Origin of the sequence: Geoalkalibacter subterraneus (assembly GCF_000827125.1) — a bacterium.
Taxonomy (GTDB): Bacteria; Desulfobacterota; Desulfuromonadia; order Desulfuromonadales; family Geoalkalibacteraceae; genus Geoalkalibacter_A; species Geoalkalibacter_A subterraneus.
The window spans coordinates 335,798-360,023 of the sequence record NZ_CP010311.1 but is presented as its reverse complement, the minus strand read 5'-3'; the positions used below and the strand labels follow the sequence as shown (position 1 = coordinate 360,023).

The 24,226-nt window shown below is 58.3% G+C and carries 19 protein-coding genes and 1 tRNA gene; 11 read left to right on the top strand and 9 right to left on the bottom strand.

Going from position 1 to position 24,226, the window contains the following annotated elements:
* Positions 1-3 precede the first annotated feature (3 nt).
* The 6 genes from lspA (at position 4) to GSUB_RS01700 (ending at position 6,190) form a co-directional block, all read left to right on the top strand.
* Positions 4-504 carry a signal peptidase II gene (gene lspA, locus GSUB_RS01725; RefSeq protein WP_052464361.1) on the top strand — a complete coding sequence of 167 codons (501 nt, stop codon included), beginning with the start codon at positions 4-6 and terminating at the stop codon, positions 502-504.
* Between the two features lie 107 nt (positions 505-611).
* Positions 612-968, top strand: a complete 357-nt coding sequence (gene dksA, locus GSUB_RS01720) for an RNA polymerase-binding protein DksA (protein WP_040198917.1) — start codon at positions 612-614, stop codon at positions 966-968.
* Between the two features lie 35 nt (positions 969-1,003).
* Positions 1,004-3,289 (top strand): ATP-binding protein, encoded by a 2,286-nt coding sequence (locus GSUB_RS17795; RefSeq protein ID WP_052464359.1) that lies wholly within the window; start codon positions 1,004-1,006, stop codon positions 3,287-3,289.
* A gap of 142 nt (positions 3,290-3,431) precedes the next feature.
* The gene (locus GSUB_RS01710; protein WP_052464357.1) at positions 3,432-4,316 is read left to right on the top strand and encodes a Druantia anti-phage system protein DruA; all 885 of its coding nucleotides are present in this window, start codon (positions 3,432-3,434) and stop codon (positions 4,314-4,316) included.
* Positions 4,317-4,334: 18 nt separating this feature from the next.
* Positions 4,335-5,864, top strand: a complete 1,530-nt coding sequence (locus GSUB_RS01705; RefSeq protein WP_052464355.1) for a transposase family protein — start codon at positions 4,335-4,337, stop codon at positions 5,862-5,864.
* Positions 5,865-6,114: 250 nt separating this feature from the next.
* Positions 6,115-6,190 (top strand) — tRNA-Ala (locus GSUB_RS01700).
* 85 nt (positions 6,191-6,275) lie between these two features.
* Here GSUB_RS01700 and GSUB_RS01695 read toward each other — a convergent pair.
* The 5 genes from GSUB_RS01695 to GSUB_RS01675 form a co-directional block, all read right to left on the bottom strand.
* Positions 6,276-7,448, bottom strand: coding sequence for a glycerate kinase (locus GSUB_RS01695; protein WP_040201918.1), 1,173 nt, complete (start codon positions 7,446-7,448; stop codon positions 6,276-6,278).
* Between the two features lie 116 nt (positions 7,449-7,564).
* On the bottom strand, positions 7,565-9,760 hold the full coding sequence (locus GSUB_RS01690; RefSeq protein ID WP_144401910.1) for an LTA synthase family protein: 2,196 nt from the start codon (positions 9,758-9,760) through the stop codon (positions 7,565-7,567).
* Positions 9,761-9,913: 153 nt separating this feature from the next.
* Positions 9,914-11,278, bottom strand: a complete 1,365-nt coding sequence (locus GSUB_RS01685; protein WP_040198915.1) for a sigma-54-dependent transcriptional regulator — start codon at positions 11,276-11,278, stop codon at positions 9,914-9,916.
* Between the two features lie 6 nt (positions 11,279-11,284).
* Positions 11,285-12,568, bottom strand: a complete 1,284-nt coding sequence (locus GSUB_RS17790; RefSeq protein WP_158414021.1) for a sensor histidine kinase — start codon at positions 12,566-12,568, stop codon at positions 11,285-11,287.
* Positions 12,569-13,010: 442 nt separating this feature from the next.
* A complete protein-coding gene (locus tag GSUB_RS01675) occupies positions 13,011-13,787 on the bottom strand; it encodes a transposase (RefSeq protein WP_040198905.1) in 777 nt (258 codons plus the stop codon).
* Between the two features lie 330 nt (positions 13,788-14,117).
* On the opposite strand from GSUB_RS01675, the gene GSUB_RS01670 reads away from it, so the two are divergent.
* The 5 genes from GSUB_RS01670 to GSUB_RS01650 all read left to right on the top strand — a co-directional run bounded on the left by GSUB_RS01670 (position 14,118) and on the right by GSUB_RS01650 (position 18,980).
* Positions 14,118-14,507 (top strand): cytochrome c3 family protein, encoded by a 390-nt coding sequence (locus tag GSUB_RS01670; protein ID WP_040198914.1) that lies wholly within the window; start codon positions 14,118-14,120, stop codon positions 14,505-14,507.
* Positions 14,508-14,528: 21 nt separating this feature from the next.
* On the top strand, positions 14,529-16,925 hold the full coding sequence (locus GSUB_RS01665) for a molybdopterin oxidoreductase family protein (RefSeq protein WP_040198913.1): 2,397 nt from the start codon (positions 14,529-14,531) through the stop codon (positions 16,923-16,925).
* Between the two features lie 178 nt (positions 16,926-17,103).
* On the top strand, positions 17,104-17,421 hold the full coding sequence (locus GSUB_RS01660; RefSeq protein WP_040198911.1) for a chaperone NapD: 318 nt from the start codon (positions 17,104-17,106) through the stop codon (positions 17,419-17,421).
* Positions 17,418-18,173, top strand: a complete 756-nt coding sequence (locus GSUB_RS01655; RefSeq protein ID WP_040198909.1) for a 4Fe-4S dicluster domain-containing protein — start codon at positions 17,418-17,420, stop codon at positions 18,171-18,173. Before GSUB_RS01660 ends, GSUB_RS01655 begins: the two co-directional genes overlap by 4 nt.
* Before the next feature lie 3 nt (positions 18,174-18,176).
* Complete coding sequence (locus GSUB_RS01650; RefSeq protein ID WP_040198907.1) at positions 18,177-18,980, top strand: 4Fe-4S binding protein; 804 nt, start codon at positions 18,177-18,179, stop codon at positions 18,978-18,980.
* A gap of 132 nt (positions 18,981-19,112) precedes the next feature.
* Here the strand turns inward: GSUB_RS01650 and GSUB_RS01645 are convergent, their stop codons facing one another.
* The 4 genes from GSUB_RS01645 to pgi form a co-directional block, all read right to left on the bottom strand.
* On the bottom strand, positions 19,113-19,889 hold the full coding sequence (locus GSUB_RS01645) for a transposase (protein WP_040198905.1): 777 nt from the start codon (positions 19,887-19,889) through the stop codon (positions 19,113-19,115).
* 199 nt (positions 19,890-20,088) lie between these two features.
* Complete coding sequence (locus GSUB_RS01640) at positions 20,089-21,144, bottom strand: dihydroorotate dehydrogenase-like protein (protein ID WP_040198904.1); 1,056 nt, start codon at positions 21,142-21,144, stop codon at positions 20,089-20,091.
* A gap of 113 nt (positions 21,145-21,257) precedes the next feature.
* Positions 21,258-22,496, bottom strand: a complete 1,239-nt coding sequence (locus GSUB_RS01635) for a RelA/SpoT domain-containing protein (RefSeq protein ID WP_040198903.1) — start codon at positions 22,494-22,496, stop codon at positions 21,258-21,260.
* Complete coding sequence (gene pgi, locus GSUB_RS01630) at positions 22,497-24,146, bottom strand: glucose-6-phosphate isomerase (RefSeq protein WP_040198901.1); 1,650 nt, start codon at positions 24,144-24,146, stop codon at positions 22,497-22,499.
* Between the last annotated feature and the right edge of the window lie 80 nt (positions 24,147-24,226).

Below are 24,226 nucleotides of genomic sequence, written 5' to 3'. Positions count from 1 at the left end.
ATCTTGAGTTCAAATCTGCGTCTTTTATCGATTACCGCCGCGATTATCGTGGCACTCGACCAGGCGACCAAACTCTATATCGATCAGAGCTTTCGTCTCTACGAATCAGTGACGGTCATCGAGAACCTGTTCAACATCACCTATGTGCGCAACCAGGGCGCCGCCTTCGGCATCCTGTCCGAAAGCGCCTACCGCATCCCTTTCTTCATTACGGTGAGCCTGGTCGCTGCCGTAGGGATTCTCTGGTACCTGTCGCGCCTGGGCGCTGAGAAGAAATTGGCGGCTTTCGCTCTGTCCCTGATCTTTGCGGGGGCAGTCGGCAATCTGATCGACCGGATCCGCCTGGGAGAAGTCATCGATTTTCTCGATGTCCATTGGCACCAGTACCACTGGCCCGCCTTCAACGTGGCTGATTCGGCTATCACCGTGGGCGTGGCCCTGCTGCTCATCGACATGTGGCGTGAAGAGCGGCAGCAAAAAAGATCAGGGATGTCGAGATCCTGAAAAAACGCCGTAACGCCGCAGGGCGGCTTTTTGCGGCGCCATCAAACTTGACAGAACAGACTCCGATATTTAAGATACGTTAATCACTCAACCGCAACGGGGGGAGCATGGAAAAGGAAAAGTTGGAGGAATTTCGCCAGATTCTGCAGAACCAACTCAACGAGTTGCTGCGCGAGGCAGGCAAGACCATGTCGGAAATGACCAGCGAAAAGTCCAATCTGCCGGACATTACCGACCTGGCCACCGCTGAATCGGATCGCAATTTTGAGTTGCGTATTCGCGATCGCGAGCGCAAACTGATCAAAAAGATCCAGGAAGCTCTCGAGCGCATCGACGACGGCAGCTTCGGCATCTGTGAAGTCTGCGAGGAAGAGATCGGAGAGGCACGCCTGCGCGCGCGCCCCGTGACCACCTATTGCATCGACTGCAAAACCGAGCAGGAACGTCAGGAAAAAATCGGCTGACAGCCAGAGCAATCGGGTGTCTGCAAGGAGGCGTCATGGGCGGTGATGAAGTGCATCTGCCGCGCCGCATCATCGAAGTTCTCGCCACCCCCGAGCTGGAATATCCGCAACGGGCCAAGGCACTGCTACGGGTTCTCACTGCCCACCTCCCCATCAGCGAAGCCACGCTCTATCTCAAGCCGCTTGCGCCCGGAGTGCCGCCGCAGATTCTGCGTGCCGGCACCCCGGGTTTTTTCTCGCCCGAGCAACGTAGCTGCATGCCCCGCGGGGCAGGCTGGCACCCCCTTGATCAGGGCGGCACCCTGACCCTGGAAGTCGACTGCCTCGAACGCTCCATCGGCTATCTCTGCCTGCATGAAATCGAACCGGATCGGCTTCCCGCCGGAGCCAAGGAGGACCTCGACCTGATCTGTCGCCAGATCGGCTGGATGACCCTGTGCAACGAACGGATGCAGCACAAAATCCAGCAGGCCGAGCATCTGCATTTCGTCGCCCAGATCAGTCGGCAGCTCAACCAGGCCCAGACGGTCGATGAAATGCTGCGCGAACTGCTCGGATCGCTGGTCCGAGAGAACAAGGCGCTCTTCGCTATCGTGCAGCACAACAAGCCGCCCCCCCCCTGTGCGCAACCTCTTTTTGAAATCGATCCCAATTTCCGCGCCCTGCGCGAGACTCTTCTTGCAAAAGCGGCCAACCTGCATAAAGACGTCGTCCTGCAGAAACGCCCTGTTCTGGATGAGAAAATCGCTCAAGGGGAACACCCGGAAAACGCGCCGCCTTTTGCCGCCCTGTGCCTGCCGCTCGTATTCAACAACCAGATGCTCGGCACCCTCACTCTCTACAGCGACAACAGCCCGACCAGCAACCCCTTTGCCTCTCCGGAGATGAACCGCCGCCTCTTCCAGGATCTCTCGATTCAGGTTGCAGAAGCCTGGGGAAGAATTTCAGCTCTCGACCGACTGGCCACCGTTTCCAAGGAAAACCAGCGAAAGCTTCTTGAAATCTCTTTTCTTTACCACGTCTCCGAAGCCATGCACGGCGCGCACGGAATGGATGATCTGGTTCACTTCATTCTTTCTGCCGCGGTTGTTCCCGACGGCGTCGGCTGTGATCGCGCCCTGCTGTTTATGATCAATGAACGCAGCCGCTTTCTGCAGGGAATGCTCGGAGTGGTGCGCGAGCAGGAGCTTGAGCAATGGGCGCCATCACTGTACCAGCAGCCCGTCACCGAGCATCTGATCCCTGAAGAGATTCAACAAAAACAGAAGACCTCCGCCTTCAACCGCCTGGTCCAGCAGCAGCGTGTCGCACTTGACGACCCCTTCAATCCTATCGCTCTGGCCGCTCGCAACAGCCGCACTCTTTCGATTGAAGCGCCCTCGCCTCGCGACAGCGTCGCAGGCATTCTGCGCTTGGGGCCATTTATCTGCGTTCCCCTCCAGGGACGAAAAAAAACGGTCGCCGTACTGGTGGTGGACAACAGTCGCAGCAAACACCTGTTCAACCCGGAGGAGATGCGGTTTCTGGAGCTGTTTGCAAACCAGGCCGGCGCCGCCATGGAGAACGCCGCTCTGCTGCAGCAGTTGCGGACCACCCATACGGAGCTGCGCGCCACTCAGGAGGACCTTCTTCAAACCGAGAAACTGGCCACGATCGGCGAGATTGCCGCGTCTGTCGCTCATGAGCTGAAAAATCCACTGGTCTGCGTCGGCGGCTTCGCCCAGCGTCTGCTCAAAAATGTACCGGAGGGGTCGCGCGCCGGTGAATATGCCACCATCATCGCTCGTGAAGTTCGGCGGGTGGAAGAAATGCTCACCAACATTCTGTCCTTTTCCAAGCGACAGATGATGTGCTTCGCCCCCTGCAACCTCATCGAGATCATCGGCTCCGCCCTCAATCTGCTCAGCCGCGAACTGGCTGAATCCAACATCGAAATCGTGCAGAACCTCGATCCGGATCTACCCCCTGTGATCGGCGACGAAAAACAGCTGCGCCAGGTGCTGATCAACCTCATCGGCAACGCCCGCGAAGCCATGGCCGACGGCGGCACGCTTACCCTCGCCGCGCGTTGCTCCACCCTGCGCGGGGACCCGGCCGTCACTATCGAGGTCGCCGACACCGGCGGCGGGATTGCACCCGAAAGCCTGCGCAACATCTTCAACCCCTTCTTCACCACCAAGCAAAGCGGCACCGGCCTCGGCCTCTCCATCTCGCACCGCATCATCGAACACCACCAGGGAACCATCGAGGTATTCAACAGCGAACAGGGCGCCACCTTCGTCATCCAGCTCCCGTTAGGCCACGTGCGCCATCAGTGCTGACGCATGAAATTCCCTACGCCGATAAACAGCGCTACTCCGGGGGGACTCTAAAATATTTTGTCGCAAAACAACCCTAGACAACGCTTCGGCTTTTCGCTAAGGTAGCGTGGCATGACTGTGATTTCACCCAGGAGGCTGCGCCATGAGAGACGAGAGGAAGCAACTGGTTCACTGCGGGAGAACCATCGGTCCTGAAGAAGTGGAGGCGATTCAGGAAACGGTTTCGACATGTTCAGGATTGAGCCGATTCGAACTGGCATTTACCATTTGTGAGCACCTGGATTGGCGCACCGCTTCGGGGAGTTTGAAGAGGGATGCCTGCCTGAAGCTACTGGAGAAGCTCGAACAGCAGGGATTGCTGAAGCTTCCGCGGAAGCGGACCATCGCCCCGGGAGCGGGGCTGAAGAAGCAGCCGAAGCCGACGCGCAGAACGGAGGCGACCACGGCGGTAAAAGGCAGCGTCGCAGAGATCGGACCGGTTCGGCTGGCAGGGGCGGACAGCAAGGATGCGGCCGATCTATGGAACGAGTATGTGAGCCGCTATCACTACCTGGGGTACACGCCTCCCATCGGCTGTTTCCAACGCTACTTCATCGAGAGCGAGAGGGGGCTTTTGGGGTGTCTGCTGTTTTGCGGCGCGGCGAAGTCGTTGCAGGAGCGGGATCGCTTTATCGGCTGGAGCAAGGATGAGCGACTGAGGAACCTGGGGTTCGTCATCAACAACAGCCGTTTTCTGGTGTTTCCCTGGGTACAGGTGAAAAACCTGGCAAGCCACACCTTAGGGAAGGCGGCAAGGCGCATCGGGGACGATTGGCACAAACGTTGGGGATATCGGCCGCTGCTGTTGGAAACGTTCGTGGACCCTGAGCTTTATGCAGGGACCTGTTATCTGGCAGCGAACTGGCAGTACCTGGGGATGACGACCGGCCAAGGTCTGGCGCGCAGGGGAAAGAGCTACAGCACGACCCCCAAGAAGATCTTCGTGAAGCCGCTTGCGGGAGATTTCCGCGGCGCGCTTTGCTCGTAGCAGGCAGGGGGTGGCGCCATGGGCAAAGCGAGCCGCCGTGCGAACCGCGAAGAGATCAAGGCGAAGGCAAGGCAGAGAAAACGCGCGCAGAAGGAACTCGGACGCAAGCAGGAAGAAGAGGGGTTGAAGAGGGCCTCCCACGCCACGATCGCCAACCGCAAGAGCGGCTATAAAAGCGTGGAGGAGGAGGGTCTTGCCCGCAACGAGGCGGCCTGGGAGCAGCTCAAGGTGTTTCGCGGCCAGTTGCCGGTGCTTTTGAGGCGATTGTCGGCGATACCGGATCCGAGAACCGCGAAGAAGACCAAGCACAAGCTATCCGTGCTGCTGATGTTGGGAATTCTGTCGTTCGTGCTGCAGATGGCATCCTCGCGGGAGGTGACCAGGGAAATGAGCCGTCCGATGCTCTGGGAGAACCTGAAGGCCCTGTTTCCCGAACTCGAAGAGACCCCCCACCATGACACCCTCAAGAGGGTATTGTCACAAATCGAGGTGGACCAGATCGCGTCGGTACAGCTGGAATTGATCCGGAAGTGGATACGAAACAAGAAGTTTTCCCGATACTTGGTCAATAATTGCTATCCCGTTGCGGTAGACGGTACGCAGAAGATGGCGCGCGGCTGGCTTTGGGACGAAGAATGCCTGCAACGCACGTTCAATAGAGGGCAGAGCGCGGAGCAGACGCAGTACTACGTCTATGTCCTGCAGGCGAATCTCGCCTTTTCCGGCGGGATGAGCATTCCCTTGATGAGCGAGTTCCTGTGCCATACGCAAGGAGATTCGCACAGGAGCAAGCAGGACTGCGAGCTGAAAGCTTTTTATCGATTGGCTGCGAGGCTCAAAGAGGCGTTTCCGGCGCTGCGGATCATGTTGTTGCTGGACGGGCTCTATGCGAACGGGCCAGTCATGGAGCTGTGCCGCCGGAACAAATGGCAGTACATGATCGTGCTGAAGGACGACGCCTTGCCGAGCACGGTGAAGGAATTTCAGGCCCTGGCACGGCTTGAGCCGAAGAACCGGCATTTTCAAACCTGGGGCGGCAGGCAGCAGCGTTTCAGATGGGCAAACAGGATAGAGTACAGCTTCGGGGCGAACGGCAGGAAGCGGGAGATCGTAAACGTCGTCGAATGTCTGGAGAGCTGGCAAGAGATTGGCAACCAGGGGTGCGACGTGGTGGAAAAGACCAGCCGGCACCTCTGGCTATCGAGTGAGCCCCTCGACCGATGGAACCTCCACGAGCGGTGCAATCTGGGCGCACGCTCGCGCTGGGGGGTCGAAACAGGCTTCCTGGTAGAGAAGCACCACGGCTACCAATACGAGCACTGTTTTAGCCATGATTGGAACGCGATGAAGGGTTTCCATTATCTGATGCAATTGGGGCACATGTTCAACATCATGGCGAGGTATTCGGAAAAGATCGCCAGAATCATTCGGGAGACCGGGGTGCGGGGATTGATCCGCTTGGTACGCGAAACGATAGCGAGTCCGTGGCTCAATCAGGCGTGGATCCGCGAGCAGATTGCTGCCCCTTTCCAGTTACGGCTGACATAAAAGAGGGTCAACCACACCTATCGCCGCAGGCGAAGGGGTAGGTACGCCCTGAATCAGGGGAAACAGCACGTGAGAAGCTCCGCCCACCCTGGGGCAGATGTCTCTGGGGTCATTCGGACAGCATTACGCCTCAAATTTCCCGCCGAGGCGTTGAGCACAGGCGCGGGTCATCGCTTCATGCGTCAGCACTGGTGCGCCATCAGGGAGCTTGACAAATCAACAGGCGCTCGAGTAAATTGACCATCCTTACGGGGCTGTAGCTCAGCTGGGAGAGCGATGCGTTCGCAACGCATAGGTCGTCGGTTCGATCCCGATCAGCTCCACCAAATAAAATCAAGGGGTTAGGCAATTTGCCTAACCCCTTTTTTATTGATATTTCTCGTTCTGCTAACGAATTTCGAACAGGTGGGATTACTCCTGAGCACCCGATTTCTGCTGCATCCCCATGCCGACCTTGAGGCAGCGAAACAGCCTTGCCGTGGCCTCTTCGACCAACGTCGCTGCGGAATCGAGGCATTCTTCCAGAGTCATGGGGCGGGCCGGAATGCTCATCAGTGCGTCGACCCCTTTTTTCAACACCTCTTCACTGTCATCTCCCAGGGCTCCCGAGAGGCAGACAACTGGAACTTGGTGCTTTCCCGCCAGGGCGGCGATGCCGACAGGCGCCTTACCGCAGGCGGTCTGCGCGTCGGTACACCCCTCCCCGGTCACAACCAGGTCGGCGTTCTGCAGGAGGTGGGGGAAATCAACGATTTCCAGCACGAGGTCGATGCCTGGCCGGAATTCACAGCGGGTCAGAAAAAGAAGTCCCGCCCCCAAGCCGCCGGCAGCTCCTGCACCCGGTTGGTTGGCGATATCACGGCCGGTGGTCTGACGGGCAACTTCGGCGAAGCAGGCAAGGGCACGATCGAGTTCGGCGACAACCTGCGCAGAAGCGCCTTTCTGCGGGCCATAAACGGCTGACGCCCCCGAGGGACCGCAAAGAGGATTGTCCACATCGCAGGCGACAAGGATTTCGGTATCCTGAAGACGGGGATCGGCGCCGGACAGATCGATGCGATCGAGGTCGGCAAGAGCTGCGCCGCCGGGCGGCAGCGACCGCCCCTCGGCATCCAGGAAGTGAGCTCCCAGAGCCTGCGCCATTCCGGTTCCGCCGTCGTTGGTGGCACTGCCGCCAAGCCCGACGATGATCCTGCGCAGCCCTTTGTCCAAAGCAGCTTTGATCAACTGCCCGGTTCCATAGGTAGTTGTAATCCGCGGATCGCGATCGGCAGGCGGCACCAGCGCCAACCCGGAAGCGGCGGCCATTTCGATCAAGGCGGTTTCCCCGTCGCCGAGAATCCCCCAATGCGCCTCGACCGGATCGCCCAGCGGCCCGGCCACCTGCTGGCGAAGAATTTGCCCCCCCGTTGCATCAACCAGGGCCTGAACGGTCCCTTCGCCGCCATCGGCCATGGGGGCATGGACAACCTCAGCGGTGGGAAAAACCGCATGAATGCCGCGCTCCATCGCCTCTGCCGCAGCAACCGCAGAGAGGCTGTCCTTAAAGGAATCCGGGGCGACAATAATGTGGAGCGGTTTCATATTTTTCCCGCCTCGCTTCAATGTTCAGCGTGCCTTGATCTTAAACCTTCGCTCCTTCGTGTTTTATGTTTTTACTGCCAATCCCGTCAATGCTTTTCTGTCCAGAGAAAGCGGCATCACTTCTGCGCAACTTTCCCATCAGCAGATTGTTCAAGGGCGACACTTTCCGGCACTCCCAGGGCGCGCTTGCGCAGCGAAAGGATCGCGGTTTCCACATAGGCATGAAGGCGGTTTTCCATTTCATCCGCCAGCGCCTCGTGTTCGCGAAGGATATTTTCGCTCCCTGTTGGCGGATGACCCAGGTCGTAGCGGTACAGGCGGGGCTTCTCCCTGGGGGCGACTTCGAGGAGATAATCGCCTTCGATCAGGGCGACGCGGTCCTCGCCCCCGGAGGGCTTGACCACTGCAAATCCGCGATCGTCCGGCGCGGCGGCAAACAGGTTGCGCCCCCACCCCTGCTGCGGGTCGCTGATGCCGAGCAGGCCGAGGATGCTGGGGCCGATATCCACCTGGCTGGCGACGATGTCGCGCCGCTCGCCTTCGGTACCGAGCAGTCCCGGCCCGTAGAACAGCAGCGGGACATGGAAGCGCTCAAGCTGCATGCCGGTGATCATGGGCGGATGGGCGAAGCCGTGATCGCCGGTCACCACGAACAGGGTGTTGTCGAAATAGTCCTCCTGGCGGGCCTGGCGGAAAAACTCCCCCAGCGCCCAGTCGGCATAGCGCATGGTATTCCAGCGCCCGTCCATGCCGTCATCTTTTTCGATCCGCTCAAAGGGCAGCGACTCGGGAAGATTGAAGGGAGAATGATTGGACAATGTGAGGATAGTTCCAAAAAACGGCCCTTTTTGGCTCAGTCGGCGGAATTCCTCGTTGGCCCGGGTATAGACGTCGTGGTCAGACACCCCCCACACCGGGTCGACGAAAGTCGGGTCACGGTAATCGCTGGTGCCGACGAAATGCTCCATGCCGTGCTGACGGAAGAACCCCTCTTTATTGTCCCAGGAGAGCAGCCCGTTGTAGAGGAAAATGCTTTCATAGTCCCGGCGGGTGAAAAGCAGCGGCAGCGAAGAGAATTCCTGGTTGGCCTCCATCATCTTCATCAGGTATTCATAGCCGGGCACATTGGGAAACGAGGTCAGAGAGGCATAAACACCCTGATGAGTATGGGTTCCGCTGGAGAAAGCCCGGGTGAACAAAATCCCGTCACGGGCCAGGGCATCGAATTCGGGAGTGAGGCTCTCCGGCGCACCCAGTACGCCGGAAAAACGCGCGGAGAAGCTCTCCATCAGGATGACGACCACGTTCACCGGCCGATCGCCCGCAACCAGCGGCGCATCGGCGACTGCCGCAGATTGGCGCAGAAGGGGATAATTCTTGGGGTCAAGCAGCTTTTCATCCTTTTGCAGGACCATGGAGCGGGTCAGCTGCAGCGCCTCATCCTCCGGCAGGGCCTTCACCCAGTTTTCCTGCTTGCTGTAAATCTTGTCCCACCCCGAGCGCCCCAGGGTGAAAACACCATTGAGAGCCAGGTGATTGGCAAAGGGAACTTCGGAAAAAAACGCGTCCCCCCACCGCAGCGGCTGGCTCTGAAACCCGCCGCGGGAGACAAAAACCATCAGGGTCAGCAAAACCGTCGCCCCCATGGTACGCAGCAGGACGCTGCGGATGCCCCTGTCCGGAGCTGGGTCCCGGTTCTCTGTCGCCAGAACCCGACGGTAGAGCCACCGCAGCGCCCCGCCCCACAGGGCACAGAACAGAATCCACACGGTCAGATAGGACAGCACCGGATACCCTTCCCAGATCATGCCGCCCACAATCGTAGGATGGCTGAGGTATTCAAACACCAGGGCGTTGAAGCGGCTTTCGAATTCACGATAAAACTCCGCCTCCGCCACCCCGGCCAACGCCAGAAGCGCCACCAGCACACCGAAGGCAAACACCGCCCAGCGTTTTCCGCGCCCGCGCAGCACCAGCAGGGCCAGGAACAAGGGGATCAGCAGGTAGGATGCTATCGCCATATCGAAACGTAGCCCCACCAGGTAGCTTTCCATCAGGATCGATATTGGAATTTGTTCCGCCTGCACGCTGTTGCGCAGCAGAAGAACCGTACGCAGCAGTGCAAACAGAATGGCCAGCAGAAGGTAGAGCCCGGCAGCAAAGCGGGCCTCGGGGGGAAAGAACTCTTTTATTTTACGGGAAAAGGAAACCATGCGCTGCATCAACTCCTCGATTGGGGATTGGGCTGCACGCCGGGAGCCGAGCAGCCAGTTTCCAAAAGCAAACTCTTTGCCAAGCAATAAAATCGGCAAAACAACTACTTATCTCAGCCTTAGCCTTCTTTTTGTATAAATTTTTATACATTCGGCAGGCGGTTTGCGGCTTGAAATACAAAATCTTGAACAGGCAGATAAGGACAGGTCAGACAGATTGAAAGGAGGGAAGACAAGAAGAGGCAAAAAGAGTCAGATCAGGTGATGCTTTTTGAGCTTGTACTGCAGGTTGCTGCGGCTGATGCCGAGAAGCTCGGCGGCCTGGGCCTGCACGCCGCCGGTCTGGCGCAGGGCTTTGCGGATCAACTCCTTTTCCATGCGATCCATCAGTTCCGGCAATGGTGCATCGAATTCCGGAATGTTCGACGCGCCCGGTGAGACATTCTGTGCGACGTCCCCCACCGGCGCCGGCAGATCGGCAGGGTTCAGAACCGCTGTCGTGCTGAACAGAACACTACGCTCCATGACGTTCTGCAGTTCGCGCACGTTGCCCGGCCAGGAATACTGCTGCAGCCGCTGGATGGTTTCCGGGGCAAGATCGCGCACCGGCCGATCCATTTCGCGGGCGCTGCGCCGCAGGAAATGCAACGCCAGCAGTGGGATGTCCTCGCGTCTGCGGCGCAGAGGCGGAATTTCAAGCACCACCACGTTGAGGCGATAAAAAAGGTCCTCGCGAAAGGCGCCGGTCTCAGTCATCTGTTGAAGGTCGCGGTGGGTGGCGGCCACGATGCGCACGTCGCTCTCGATTTCCGCCGTCCCGCCGACGCGGCGAAAGCGCTGCTCCTGGAGGGCGCGCAGCAGCTTGGGCTGCAGGGAGAGGGGAAATTCGCCGATCTCATCCAGGAACAGGGTCCCCCCGTCCGCCACTTCGAGCAACCCCCTCTTGCGCTGAGTCGCCCCGGTAAAAGCACCGCGTTCATGACCGAACAGCTCGCTTTCGAGCAGGTTCTCGGCAAAGGCGGCGCAGTTGACCGTCACCAGCGCCTCCTTGGCCCGGGCCCCGGCGTGGTGAAGGGCGCGGGCAACCAGTTCCTTGCCGGTGCCTGTTTCTCCAAAAATCAACACGGAACTGCGCACCGAAGCCGCCCGCTCAACGTCGTCAAGCAATTTGCGCACTGCCGGGCTGTTGCCGATGATGCCGCCGGAACGCTCCACATCAAGCTCCCGACGCAGAGCGGCATTCTGGGCCTGCAGGCGACGGTAACCCAGCGCCTTTTTGACTGCCAGCAGAATTTCCTCATTTTTGCAGGGTTTGACCAGGTAGTCGACCGCGCCGCTTTTCATGGCATCCAGCGCAGTCTCCACCGTGGCATAGGCGGTAAAGAGGATAAAAGGGATTTCACCGATTTCGGACTGAACCTGCTTCAGGAATTCAAGACCGCTCATCCCCGGCATCTTCAGATCGGAGAGGACCAGGTCGATATTTTCCCGGTTCATCACCTCAAGCGCGGCATATGGATTTGCGGCGGTGGAGACCCGAAACCCCTCGTCGCCGAGCAATTCGGACAGAACGGTGCAGTAGTTTTTTTCATCATCCACCACGAGGATATGGGCCATCTTGTTTCACTCCTGGTCTGGCGGCTGCAGGGGAAGCTTGACAGTGAAAGTTGTCCCCCGGTCAGGGTTTGCGGCGACAGTCAACTGACCATTGTGACTTTCAATAATCCGATGGGCATTGGCGAGTCCCAGCCCCGTGCCCCCCTCCTTGGTTGTGAAAAAGGGGTTGAAGATGAGGGGCAGGTCCTCGGCTGCAATCCCGCCGCCGCTATCGCGGATGGCTGTGACGGCCTGATCGTTGCGCAGATCAAGACCGACCAGAAGACTGTCCCCCTTCTCCGACGCCTCCAGGGCATTGAGAAGCAGATTTAGAAAGGCCTGCTGCATCAGTTCGCCATCGATCCACACCGGAACCGGTTGACCGGGCAGCTCCTGCCTGATCTCGACGCCGGCCTCCGCCGCCATGGGAGCAATTTGGTCGAGCCTGTCCCGCAGAAAGGCCGCCAGATCCGTTTCAACAAGGTGAGGCTGTGCCGGACGGCTGAACCTGAGAAAATCGCCAATCAACCTGTTCATGCGGCCGATTTCTTCGAGGATGATCTGGAGCAGGCGACGCTGGTTATCTTTCAGATCGGGCAGCCGTGATTCAAGCAGCTGAACTGAGGAGGTCACCACCCCCAGGGGATTGCGAATCTCATGGGCGATTCCCGCCGCCATCTCCCCAAGTGCCGCTAATCGCTCTCGCCTTCGCAGAGTTTCTTCCGCCTTCTCAAGCCGGGCGAGGGATTCTTCCTGTTCGGTCTTCTGCCGATGCAGCTTTTCATTCAGCTGAACTTCGACCTCAAGCTGTCGCCGGTGCTGCTCGGAAAAGGATTGAATCAGCACCCCGACCAGAAAGAAGGTGAGAGCGAAGACCATAAGTTCCGGCAACTCCTCACGGCGTGCAGTGGGGTCGGAATAAAGCCGGTGAGGGACAAGGCTGGCGAAAAGCAGGGTCGCGACGCTGCAGGTTGCCAACGTCGCTTTCAGCGACAGGTTGGCCGCGGCCACGGCAATCGGCAGCAGATAAATGACCCAGTAGGCGCTTTCCGCATCTTCGGTAGTGACCCAGACGACCAGGGTGCACAGCGACAGGTAAACGGCCAGGTGCGGCAGCATGAGGCCGGCTGAGCGGATCTGATCCCCGGAAAAGCGCAGATCGGTGAAAAAATGGTACCCCACCAGCAGGCTGAAGGCGCAGGACTCATAAACCAGATCCGCACCGCTGTTGAAGAGAAACAGCACCGTCAGCAGAACGATCAACAGAAATGTCTTGATCCGTGAAATCGGTTTAAATTGTACCTGTTCCATGATCAAATCCATCGGAAAGCAAATCTCGCCTAATTTTACCAGAATAAACCGCACGGGAACAGACTGCTTGCAGGGCCCACCTCCCAGGGCGAATTTGTTCCCTCCCGGGAACACGCTCTAAGCCTTGCCCCAGCATAAAGTTCTGGTCATTTGAAGAGGGGAAAAGAGGGTTGGGGAAAAGAGGGTCGGACCAACCCAACTGCCTGACATCCTTAACCTTTGTGCTCAAAAATATGTGTTTTTCTCTACTATGGGCTGATTTTGGGCTGGAAAATTCTCGCCATAGCCCTCTTCGGACTCACGCAAAACACAACAATCTCCGCTCGCGATGATGGCGCGGCTTTTTGCTCGTACACCAAGTAGGAGGGGAAAAGAGAGGGGAAAAGAGAGGGGAAAAGAAGGTCGGACCAACCCAAATACCTGACATCCTTAACCTTTGTGCTCAAAAATATGTGTTTTTCTCTACTATGGGCTGATTTTGGGCAGGAAAATTCTCGCCATAACCCTCTTCGGACTCACGCAAAACACAACAATCTCCGCTCGCGATGATGGCTCGGCTTTTTGCTCGTACACCAAGCAGACGTTGGGTTTTCAGGACAAACTCTTCACTTCCGACCGCAAGGCTTCTGGTCCAAGCCTCATCGCGCTGCAGGGCATTAGTGCGCAACGCTTCACCCACCCAAGATCCATGATAATCGGCCAGCGCTTGCAGAGTGCTCAGGCCGGCAGCGTCAACCAGCGCATCAAGATCAAGGAGCCGATTACGCCGCCGCTGACCCTGAATTTCACGGTAACCGCCATGAACCCACTCTTGCGGATGACTGACGGCACCAGCGCGGACCATGTTCAGATCGATGTACACCAGGCAGCGCAGTAAATGCTCACCGGATTCTATGGCGGTGGCATGATACCGATCTTCCCAGAAAGCGCCTTTGCGTTGCTTGCGCTGGTTATATTCCTGTCCTGTACGGCCGGCGATCAGTTGCATGGCAGAAGGGATGCTGCCGGCGGAGCCATGGTCTTTGACCAGAAGGTGCACATGATTGCTGGTCACCGTGAAGTTGAGAAGTTTCATTCCGAAGCGTTTGCGGGCTTCGCCGAGCCAGAAAACAAAGCGGCTGCGGTCGCGGGCGAATTTAAGAAGGAATTCCTTTTTGTGACAACGATGGGTGATATGCCAGATGCAGCCTGGGATGTAATGCCGATTGGCTCTTGCCATGGGTTCCCCTCCCCGAAGGATTTCATGTCATTACAGCTAAAGAGTTCCATTTTGACCTCAAAAATCGAGCCATAGTGGGATTTTTGGAGGTGTTAATTTGATTTTTCGACATTATTCCAGAGAGTTATCTTGGTCCGACCCCATGGGAAAGTTAATCCCGTTAATCCCGTCAACGCTTTTCGGGGTTAAACACTCAAAAGACGGACAGATTTCTTTTTGCCCCACCCCGGTTGCAGCTCTCCAACACCCGGTTAAAATACATGGATGAAACCATCGGCTTGAAGAGGGAGTACCTTTCGACCAGGAAACAACTGAATAAAGGAGGCAAACATGGGCCTGAGAAAGCGATTCATAGGGTTGCTGGCGGTTTTATTGTGCCTGGTGGTGACCGTCGCGGTCACGGCGAACGCAGCGGAGCATGAAAAGGAGGGCGCGGCTCACCCCGTCCCCATGGGCAGCCAGGACTGCCTTGAATGCCACCTTGACGCCACCCCTGACATCTCCCAGCAGTGGCAGCAGAGCGCCCATGGTTATTCCATGATCAAATGCCAGATCTGCCACGGCGACGCCGACAACTTCGCCGGCATCCCCACCAACGAGAACTGCCGCTCCTGCCACCCGGCGCAGTACACCAACAACACCGCCGAGAGCGGCATCGCCTGCGCGACCTGCCACCCCGCTCATTCTTTTACCGTACATAAAGGACACCAGTACCAGTAACCATCTTCAGGAGGCATGATCATGGGACTGACACGCAGGGATTTCATCAAATATTCGGCGGCGGCCGCGACGGCGGCTTCCATCGGTATCACCATGCCCAAATGGGCGATGGCGCAGGACGCTGACGTGGAGCGCTGGGTGAAGGGGGTGTGCCGTTTCTGCGGAACCGGCTGCGGCGTTTATGTGGGCGTGAAAGGCGGGCGCGCGGTCGCCATCAAGGGCAATCCGGATGCCAAGACCAATTTCGGCTTTCTGTGCGTCAAGGGGATGCTGGCCTACAAGGTCATGGAGCACCCCGATCGCCTCAAGCATCCGCTGGTGCGCCAGGCGGACGGCAACTTCAAGCGCGTCTCCTGGGATGAGGCGCTTGACCTGGTGACCTCGAAATTCACCACTCTACGGAACAAATACGGCAAGGACTCGGTGGCTTATTACGGCTCCGGCCAGGCGCTGACCGAGGAGACCTACACCTTCAACAAGTTATGGAAAGGTGGATTACGCAGCAACATGGTGGAGGGCAACCCGCGCCTGTGCATGGCCAGCGCGGTGGGCGGCTACATGACCACCATGGGTTCGGATGAACCGGCGGGCAGCTACGCCGACATCGAGAACGCCAAATGCCTCTTTATCGTCGGCTCCAACACCTCGGAAGCGCATCCGATCCTGTTCCGCCGCATCATGCGTCACAAATTGAACCACCCTGAGGTAAAGATCATCATCTGTGAGCCGCGCAAGACCAACACCGCCAAGATCGCCGACCTGTGGCTGCCGGTCGACCCCGGCACCGACCTGGCGGTGTTCCACAGCATGGCGCGCGAAATCATCAGGAACAACTGGGTGGATCGCCAGTTCATCGAGGAGAACACCCGCGTCACAGACGGCAAGGAGGTCTACGACTTCGACAAGTACGCGGCCCATGTGGAGCAGTTCGACCCGGAGACGGTGGAGAAGGTCGCCCGCTGCCCTGCGGCCAACATCCGCAAGGCGGCGGAGTGGTTTGCCAACAGTGGCGCGACGCTGTCGCTGTGGTGCATGGGGCTCAATCAGCGCACCCGCGGGGTATGGGCTAATAACCTGATCCACAACCTGCACCTGATCACCGGCCAGATCGGCTTTGCCGGCGCCGACTCCTTCTCGCTGACAGGGCAGCCCAACGCCTGCGGCGGCGTACGTGAAACCGGCGCCCTGTCGCACCTGCTGCCGGGCACTAAGCCGGTGGCCGACCCCAAGTGGCGCGCCCATTGCGAAAAGCAGTGGGGCCTGCCGGAAGGCACCATCGATCCCAAGCCCGGCTTCCACACGGTGAAGATGTTCGAGAGCCTGGGCGGAGAAAACGACGCCGACAAACCAATCAAGGCGGCGCTGATCTGTACCACCAACCCGGCCCACTCGCTGCCCAACCTGAATAAATATATTCCGGGGATGCGCGATTCGTTCCTGGTGGTGCTTGATATCTTCCCCAGCCGCACGACCCAACTGGCGGATGTTATTCTACCGGCCGCATTCATCTATGAAAAAGGCGGCGTGTACGGCTGCTCGGAGCGCAGAAGCCAGTTGACCGAAAAGTGCGTCGAACCTCCCGGCGAGGCAAAGGCCGATATCTGGATCGCCGCCCAGATCGCTAAACGTATGGGCCTGGAGAAAGTCATCCCCTGGAACATGGACGATTCCATGAAGGCCAACGAGATGGCCTGGCACGACTACATTTCGGTGACCAAAGACACCGACCACACCATGTGGGGGGTAACCTACGAGCGGCTAAAGAAGAGCAAAGCCGGCCTGCAGTGGCCCTGCCCCACGGAGGATCACCCCGGCACCTACAAGCGCTATGTGCGCGGCATGGACCCCATGTTCGAACACCAGGGCTTCCTAGAAATGTTCGGCAAGAAGATTCCGAAGGATCGCAAGATCGTCTTCTACATGGATGGCCGCAACGAGGGGAAAGCCAACATCTTTCTGCGCCCGTACAAGGGAGCGGAGGAGCAGCCGGATGCCGATTATCCCTTCTTCTTCACCACCGGCCGCGTCATCGAGCAGTGGCATACCGGCACTATGACCATGCGTGTGCCGGAGATTGCCCGCGCGCATCCCAACGGCTACGTGGAGATTCATCCGGAGGATGCGCAAAAGTACAAGATCTCCAGCGGCGACATAGTGGAGGTGGAGAGCCGCCGCGGGCGTTGCGAGTTCCCCGCGGTGATCACCAGCGCCTCTCTGCCGGGCATCCTGTTCGTGCCGATGCACGACCAGAAGTACGAGCGGCTGGTCAACTTCATTTGCAACGATGCGGTGGACCCGGGCTCCTTTGAGCCGGAGTACAAGGTGGCGGCGGTGCGCATCAAGCGGCTGTCGGGGCCGAAGGATGTGGCGGATAAATTCGTGATATCCGACGTCAACGCGATGTTCGAGAGCGCCTGAGAGCGGAAAGCCCCGTTCGCATCCGGTGGACGGGGCTTTTTAAAACCTGTTCGCGCCCGGGGTCGCAGCTCCCATGACAAGGGTGTTTGGCACCAATCAAACGGCCAGGGATGGCGAAAAGTGTCCCTTGTCATGGGAGTTGCGACCCCAATCTGAAAAGTGGGCGAGGAGTGAAATAATGATTATCGCCGGCAGTCTGATTACCATTGAAGAGAACAGCTACGACGAGGTCCTCGAAGCCTTGCAGGCCTATCCTGAGGTGGAATTCTATACCGCCTCCGAGGACGGGCGCAGCCTGGTGGTGGTCATCACCACCGAAAACGACCATACCCTCGACGATCTCTGTCAGCAGATCAAAACCCATCCTCAGGTACTCGATGTCTCGCACCACTATTTTCACTTCGAGGAAGAGGTGGAGGAGATCCGCGCCACCGGCAAGAAACCGGACCTGAGCGGATTCGGCAAACGGCGCAGGGTCGGGAGCGCCGATGCATGAGCTTCTGGGAGGACCTGCGCATCCGCCTCAGTCAGAACCCCTTCAAGGGTTTCTTTAAACTCAACCGCCTGCGTCCGCCGGGCGCGGTGGCGGAAGAGAGGTTCATGGAGCTGTGCATCCGCTGTGGGCGCTGTATCGAGGTCTGTCCCTACAATTGCATCAAGCGTGCGGATCTTTACGAAAAGCTGCAGATCGGCACGCCCTACATCTTCGCCGACGAGCGCGCCTGCTACCTGTGCATGAAATGCCCGGGAGTCTGCCCCACCGGCGCGCTTGACCCGACGCTGAAAGACCCGAAACAGGTCGCCATCGGCAAGGCGGTTATCGACCAGCAGATCTGTCTCAATTATATCTATGTCAAGGAGGAGGAAACGGGAAAGGTCAGCGGCACCGCTACCATCTGCAGCACCTGCTACAATGTCTGCCCCTATACCGATGAAGCGATCGTGATGGAGAAGTTTCTGCTGCCGGTGATTACCGAGAAGTGCGTGGGGTGCGGCATCTGCGTGGAGAAGTGTCCGACCCATCCGAAACGGGCGGTGAATATCGTCCCGACCGGCATGAGCGACGAGAAGAGCGCCGGCTTCTACTACCAACGCTCAAAGGTCATCCACTCCCGTTTGGTGGGAAACGGCGACCAACTAACGGGAGAGAAGCTGATCGAGAAGAAAGGATCCATTTCCACGTTCGGCAAAAAGCCTGAATTCGAAAGCGATTTCACCCCTCAGGACGATATCGAGGGATGGGAGTAGCCCGTGAAACGCATTCAGCCCCTACGCCGCACCGCCCAACTGCTGACTCTTGCGGCGATCTTCATCATTCCCCTGCTCAACGTCTTCGAGATCACGTTCATCAAGGGAACCTTCTACTCGATGGATATCGGCGATGTGGCGCTGGCCGACCCGCTGGCGATCTTTCAGGCCTTTCTGACCTCACGCAGCTTCAACCTGTTCATGCTGACCTCGGTGGTCATCCCGCTGTTCATCGCCGTCCTCTTCGGCCGCATCTGGTGCAGCTGGTTCTGCCCCTATTACCTGCTGACCGAGATGGTGGAAAAGGTCCGAGGCCGACTGGGGCTCAAATCAAACGCCCCTGCCTGGCACGAGAGCAGTTCCTCCCGCCAGAACATGACCCGCTTCACGGTGCTGGGCGTCGGCCTCCTGCTGGTCGGCATCGCCGGCATCCCCATCCTCAACCTGATCTCGGCCCCCGGCGTCATTTCATCCCAGGCCCTGGTGCTGGTCAAATTCCATGAATTGACCTTCGAGATCGCCTTCATCCTCGCCATTCTGGTGCTGGAATTCTTCTTTTTCAAATACTGGTGCCGCCTGATCTGCCCCACCGGCAGCTTCCTCTCTCTGCTGCAGGGCAGGCGTGGGATCAAGGTCACCAGGGTCGAATCGGATTGCAGCCAGTGCCGGACCTGCATTGAGAGCTGCCCCATGCGGATCGACCCCATGACCGAGGGCGACAACCCCATGTGCCACAACTGCGGGCTGTGCGTGGATAACTGTCCCGACAACCGCAGGCGCCCGACCCTTAAATTTCGCTTTCGGTAATCCCCTCTTCCAGATCCTTGTCCTCATCTTCGCTCTTTCGTTTCTCAGCAGCGGAAGAAAAGAGGGAAGAAAAGAGCAAGAGGAAAAGAGGGTCGGACCAACCCAACTGCCTGACATCCTTAACCTTTGTGCTCAAAAATATGTGTTTTTCTCTACTATGGGCTGATTTTGGGCTGGAAAATTCTCGCCATAGCCCTCTTCGGACTCACGCAAAACACAACAATCTCCGCTCGCGATGATGGCGCGGCTTTTTGCTCGTACACCAAGCAGACGTTGGGTTTTCAGGACAAACTCTTCACTTCCGACCGCAAGGCTTCTGGTCCAAGCCTCATCGCGCTGCAGGGCATTAGTGCGCAACGCTTCACCCACCCAAGATCCATGATAATCGGCCAGCGCTTGCAGAGTGCTCAGGCCGGCAGCGTCAACCAGCGCATCAAGATCAAGGAGCCGATTACGCCGCCGCTGACCCTGAATTTCACGGTAGCCGCCATGAACCCACTCTTGCGGATGACTGACGGCACCAGCGCGGACCATGTTCAGATCGATGTACACCAGGCAGCGCAGTAAATGCTCACCGGATTCTATGGCGGTGGCATGATAGCGATCTTCCCAGAAAGCGCCTTTGCGTTGCTTGCGCTGGTTATATTCCTGTCCTGTGCGGCCGGCGATCAGTTGCATGGCAGAAGGGATGCTGCCGGCGGAGCCATGGTCTTTGACCAGAAGGTGCACATGATTGCTGGTCACCGTGAAGTTGAGAAGTTTCATTCCGAAGCGTTTGCGGGCTTCGCCGAGCCAGAAAACAAAGCGGCTGCGGTCGCGGGCGAATTTAAGAAGGAATTCCTTTTTGTGACAACGATGGGTGATATGCCAGATGCAGCCTGGGATGTAATGCCGATTGGCTCTTGCCATGGGTTCCCCTCCCCGAAGGATTTCATGTCATTACAGCTAAAGAGTTCCATTTTGACCTCAAAAATCGAGCCATAGTGGGATTTTTGGAGGTGTTAATTTGATTTTTCGACATTATTCCAGAGAGTTATCTTGGTCCGACCCCATGGGATCCCATGGGATCATGGGCGTACGTGGGATTTTCATTCAGAGTGATGCCGGGCTACTCGATCCCGACAAAAAGCTTGATGTACTGCAGCCTCTCATGACCGCGCGGATTGGAGCTGCGCGCCTGGCTGAGCCGGCCGCGGAAATCATCGAGAGACTCAAATTCGTGGCGATCCATCCAGCCCCTGATCTCTTCAAGAATTTTGCCGACCTGCTCGTTGCCGTTCTGGTACAGGGTCGAGCAGAGCTGCACCACCTGCGCGCCGGCCAGCAATTGCTTGATGACGTCGTCGCCGCTGTGCACGCCGGTGGTGGCGGCAAGATCGCATCCGAGTCTTCCGGCGAGCATCGAGATCCAACGCAGGGAGGTATGAATCTCGGCAGAGGTGCTGTAGGGATTGCCGGCCACCAGCTTCATCTTCTCGATATCGATATCAAGCTGATAGAAACGGTTGAACAGCACCAGGGCGTCGGCGCCGCGCCACACGATTTTACCGCTGTTCTTGCCGGGTCCGCACCAACCGACAGTATAATCGGGACCCTCGGCCCTATCCCGACAGAGCTTTTCGGCAAAGTTGGCAAACGAGGAGAAGTAGGGACCGACCTTCATCGCCACCGGGATCTCCACCCGGGATTTGACATCGTGCAGGATACGGAAATAGCGCTGCTCGATGGCGGTACCTTCCTGGTCGGTCTCGTTGGGCATCAGGCCGACATTAAGCTCGATGGCCGAGGCCCCGGCGGCCTCCAGCTTTCGCGCATAATCGGCCCAACGTCCGGTGGTAAAGCAGTTGAGACTGGCGATCACCGGGATATCCACCGCCTTGCGGCTGTCTTCGACCAGTTTCAGGTATTCGCGCGGACCCAGCTCCATCCCGTAGCCCTGCAGATACTGCGAGGCCTCATAGTGGGAGGCGTACTCGGCATACTGGCTGAGCTGCCCCGTTTCGTGGGAAATCTGCTCTTCAAACAAGGATTTCAAAACGACCGCACCGGCACCGGCAGCAGCGCAGCGCTTGACCCCATCGACCGATCCGGTGAGGCTGCTGCTGGCAACGACCAGCGGGTTGGGCAGCGACAGCCCCATATAAGTGGTGGTCAGATCACTCATTCCACTCTCCATTTATTCCTGATAATTTCTTTGATGATTGCTTGCCTGTCTTCGCGTCAAAACCATTTGGGATTGTAGCACAAAACCGGATTAAAGGCCCAAGCATCCATCTGCTAAAGCAGGCTTAGCCTCAGCTTGTGGGCCAACTCCCGCGCAGGCGCAAAGTCGGGGTCCAGCTGCAGCACCTTGTCGCAGTCCCCCAGGGCACGCATCGGCATTCCCATTTCATGGAAGGTCCGGGCGCGGGCCCAATAGCCGTCCGGGCGGGCGGGCTCCAACCGTACCGCGGCATCATAATCTTCAAGAGCCTGATCAAAGGAGCGCAGCACCCGGCGGGTCAGACCCCGGTTCAAATAAACCCGCGCGTTGTCACGTTCATGGATGAGAGCCTGGTCAAAATCCTGCAGCGCCTGCTGATATTGACCGAGAACGAAGCGCGCCATCCCCCGATGGTTATGCACCAGCGCCCGGATTCTGGGTTCCAGCTCCATGCCCAGCACCGCGCAATAGAGTTCATCCGCCTTGTTCAGGTCACCGCGGCTGTGGGCGTCAAGGGCAGCCAGCATCGCCTTTTCCACAGCCCCACCGGCCGCGCCCACAACGACCGCCAGCGGCAGCTCGTCATGGGGCTCCTGCCAGTCCGCTTCCGCGTCCTGCGGCTCCATTTCATCCATGAGATGCGGGTTGCCGCTCAGAGTGGTGCGCCGTTGCTGATCGCGCTTACGGATCTCTTTCTGGAAATCCCGAATCTCCTGAAACATCAGGTCGGACATGGTCAGAATGGCATTGAGGGCGGCGAGCTTGCGCTTGACCGATTCCTTCGGCAGGGGGATGTTCGATTTATAGACCAGTTCGTGCTCCACCTCGGCCCAGGCGTCCTGCAGAATGGTCCGCAACTGCAGCTCTACGACGTTGGCGGCGCCGGGCAGATCGAGTCGCACCTGCGCGGAGTCGAGACGGATCAGCAGGTGCACCGAATCATAGCCGAACTCCCGAAAAGAGTGCTGCTGACCCTTGTGCTCAACCTCGATGACATCGAAATTTTCGAGCAGTATTTTTTCGATCGCCTCGTTATCTTCCAGAAACGGGCAGATAATGCGCATCCCCAACAGGTCGCTGATCAGCGGAGGGGTCTTGTCACGGCTCTTTTTGCTGAGGCGGGAGAGCTTTTCGAAATAGTTGGCAAAACGCTTGACGCGGTACTTGACGGTCGGGGCATAACCCTGCTTCTCCAGCAGGGCGCGCAGGCTGTGATGCAATTCCAGCAGCGCTTCCTCCCACTTCGACCGCTGCGCCTCGTACAGGGCCTGCGCCCGGGCACGGTCGATCAACCCCTCGTGCCGCCCGTCCAATCAGACCTCCTCGCGCAGACGCCTGATGGCCTCGATCAACCCGTTGGTGGAGCAATCGTGATTGCGCACCTTCTCTTTGCCGGCAAGTTCGGGCAGAATCGTTTTGGCCAACTGCTTGCCCAATTCCACTCCCCACTGGTCGAAACTGTTGATCTGCCAGATCGTGCCCTGCACGAAGATTTTGTGTTCATACAACGCAATCAGGGAACCGAGGGTGCGTGGCGTCAGACGGGGATAGATGAGGGCATTGGTGGGTCGATTTCCGGGAAACACCTTGTGAGGCAGAAGACGCTGCAGTGCATCTTCGGGCATCCCCTGCGCCTGCAGTTCCGCACGCGCCTCCTCCTCCGTGCGCCCCTTCATCAGCGCTTCGGTCTGGGCAAGAAAATTGGACAGCAGAATGCGGTGGTGCTCCCCGACTGGGTTCAGCGAGTGGGCACCGGCCAGAAAATCACAGGGCACAAGGCGTGTTCCCTGGTGAATCAGCTGGTAGAAGGCGTGCTGGCCGTTGGTTCCGGGCTCGCCCCAGATAATGGGACCGGTGGGATAATCAACCGTTTCGCCATCGAGCGTGATGCGCTTGCCGTTGCTCTCCATATCGGCCTGCTGCAGATAGGCGGGGAAGCGGTGCAGATATTGTTCATAGGGGAGGACGGCATGACTTTCGGCGCCGAAGAAGTCAGTGTACCAGATGCCCAGCAGTCCCATGATCACCGGGATGTTCCGTGCAAAGGGCGCTGTGCGGAAATGTTCATCCACCGAAAAAGCGCCGTCAAGCAGCTCTTCGAAGCGCTCGAAACCGACGCTGACCGCAATGGACAGCCCGATCGCCGACCACAGCGAGTAGCGGCCGCCGACCCAGTCCCAGAATTCGAACATGTTCTGCGGATCGATGCCGAACTCGGCCACCTTGTCGGCATTGGTGGACAGGGCCACGAAATGGCGCGCCACCGCCTCGGTATCACCTAACCCCCCGAGCAGCCAGTTGCGGGCCGAATAGGCATTGGTCAGCGTCTCCTGCGTGGTGAAAGTTTTGGACGCAATGATGAAAAGGGTGGTTTCAGGATCGACCCGCTTGAGGGTTTCGGCCAGATGGGTGCCATCGACATTGGATACGAAGTGGATGCCAAGATCGGCTTTGGCGTAATGCCTGAGCGCTTCGCACACCATCAGCGGCCCGAGATCGGAACCGCCGATACCGATATTGACCACGTCCCGTATGGGCTTGCCGGTGTAGCCCTTCCAGTTTCCGCTGCGCACCTGCTCGCTGAAGCGGCGCATCTTGTTGAGAACACGGCGCACTTCCGGCATGACATCGCGGCCGTCAACCTGAATCGGCCGGTCGGAGCGGTTGCGCAGCGCGACATGCAGAACCGCGCGGTCTTCCGTGAGATTGATATGCTCACCGGCGAACATGGCGTCGATGCGCTGTCGCAGACCGGCCTCATCGGCCAGTTGAAGCAGCAACTCCAGCGTCTGATCGGTTATGCGGTTTTTGGAAAAATCAAAGAGGATGTCGTCCAGATGAAGGGAAAAACGTTCAAACCGCCCCGAATCATGGGCAAAGAAATCGCGCATGTGCAGGTCGCACACCTCGCGGTAGTGATTCTGCAGGGCTTTCCAGGCGGCAAGGGCAGTCGGACGCGGCATAAAAAACCTCCTCATCAGGGATAGAGCGAATCCGCATCAATAAAGCCAACATTTTACCACAGATGCAAGGAAATCCCACC

What these genes read in the sequence shown, in the direction of transcription:
- GSUB_RS01645 (WP_040198905.1), bottom strand. Translation starts at nt 19,889, where the DNA reads ATGGCAAGAGCCAATCGGCATTACATCCCAGGCTGCATCTGGCATATC.
- GSUB_RS01655 (WP_040198909.1), top strand. Translation starts at nt 17,418, where the DNA reads ATGAGCTTCTGGGAGGACCTGCGCATCCGCCTCAGTCAGAACCCCTTC.
- GSUB_RS01670 (WP_040198914.1), top strand. Translation starts at nt 14,118, where the DNA reads ATGGGCCTGAGAAAGCGATTCATAGGGTTGCTGGCGGTTTTATTGTGC.
- GSUB_RS01685 (WP_040198915.1), bottom strand. Translation starts at nt 11,278, where the DNA reads ATGGCCCATATCCTCGTGGTGGATGATGAAAAAAACTACTGCACCGTT.
- dksA (WP_040198917.1), top strand. Translation starts at nt 612, where the DNA reads ATGGAAAAGGAAAAGTTGGAGGAATTTCGCCAGATTCTGCAGAACCAA.
- GSUB_RS01640 (WP_040198904.1), bottom strand. Translation starts at nt 21,144, where the DNA reads ATGAGTGATCTGACCACCACTTATATGGGGCTGTCGCTGCCCAACCCG.
- GSUB_RS01665 (WP_040198913.1), top strand. Translation starts at nt 14,529, where the DNA reads ATGGGACTGACACGCAGGGATTTCATCAAATATTCGGCGGCGGCCGCG.
- GSUB_RS01675 (WP_040198905.1), bottom strand. Translation starts at nt 13,787, where the DNA reads ATGGCAAGAGCCAATCGGCATTACATCCCAGGCTGCATCTGGCATATC.
- GSUB_RS01710 (WP_052464357.1), top strand. Translation starts at nt 3,432, where the DNA reads ATGAGAGACGAGAGGAAGCAACTGGTTCACTGCGGGAGAACCATCGGT.
- GSUB_RS17790 (WP_158414021.1), bottom strand. Translation starts at nt 12,568, where the DNA reads ATGGAACAGGTACAATTTAAACCGATTTCACGGATCAAGACATTTCTG.
- GSUB_RS01695 (WP_040201918.1), bottom strand. Translation starts at nt 7,448, where the DNA reads ATGAAACCGCTCCACATTATTGTCGCCCCGGATTCCTTTAAGGACAGC.
- GSUB_RS17795 (WP_052464359.1), top strand. Translation starts at nt 1,004, where the DNA reads ATGGGCGGTGATGAAGTGCATCTGCCGCGCCGCATCATCGAAGTTCTC.
- GSUB_RS01660 (WP_040198911.1), top strand. Translation starts at nt 17,104, where the DNA reads ATGATTATCGCCGGCAGTCTGATTACCATTGAAGAGAACAGCTACGAC.
- GSUB_RS01705 (WP_052464355.1), top strand. Translation starts at nt 4,335, where the DNA reads ATGGGCAAAGCGAGCCGCCGTGCGAACCGCGAAGAGATCAAGGCGAAG.
- pgi (WP_040198901.1), bottom strand. Translation starts at nt 24,146, where the DNA reads ATGCCGCGTCCGACTGCCCTTGCCGCCTGGAAAGCCCTGCAGAATCAC.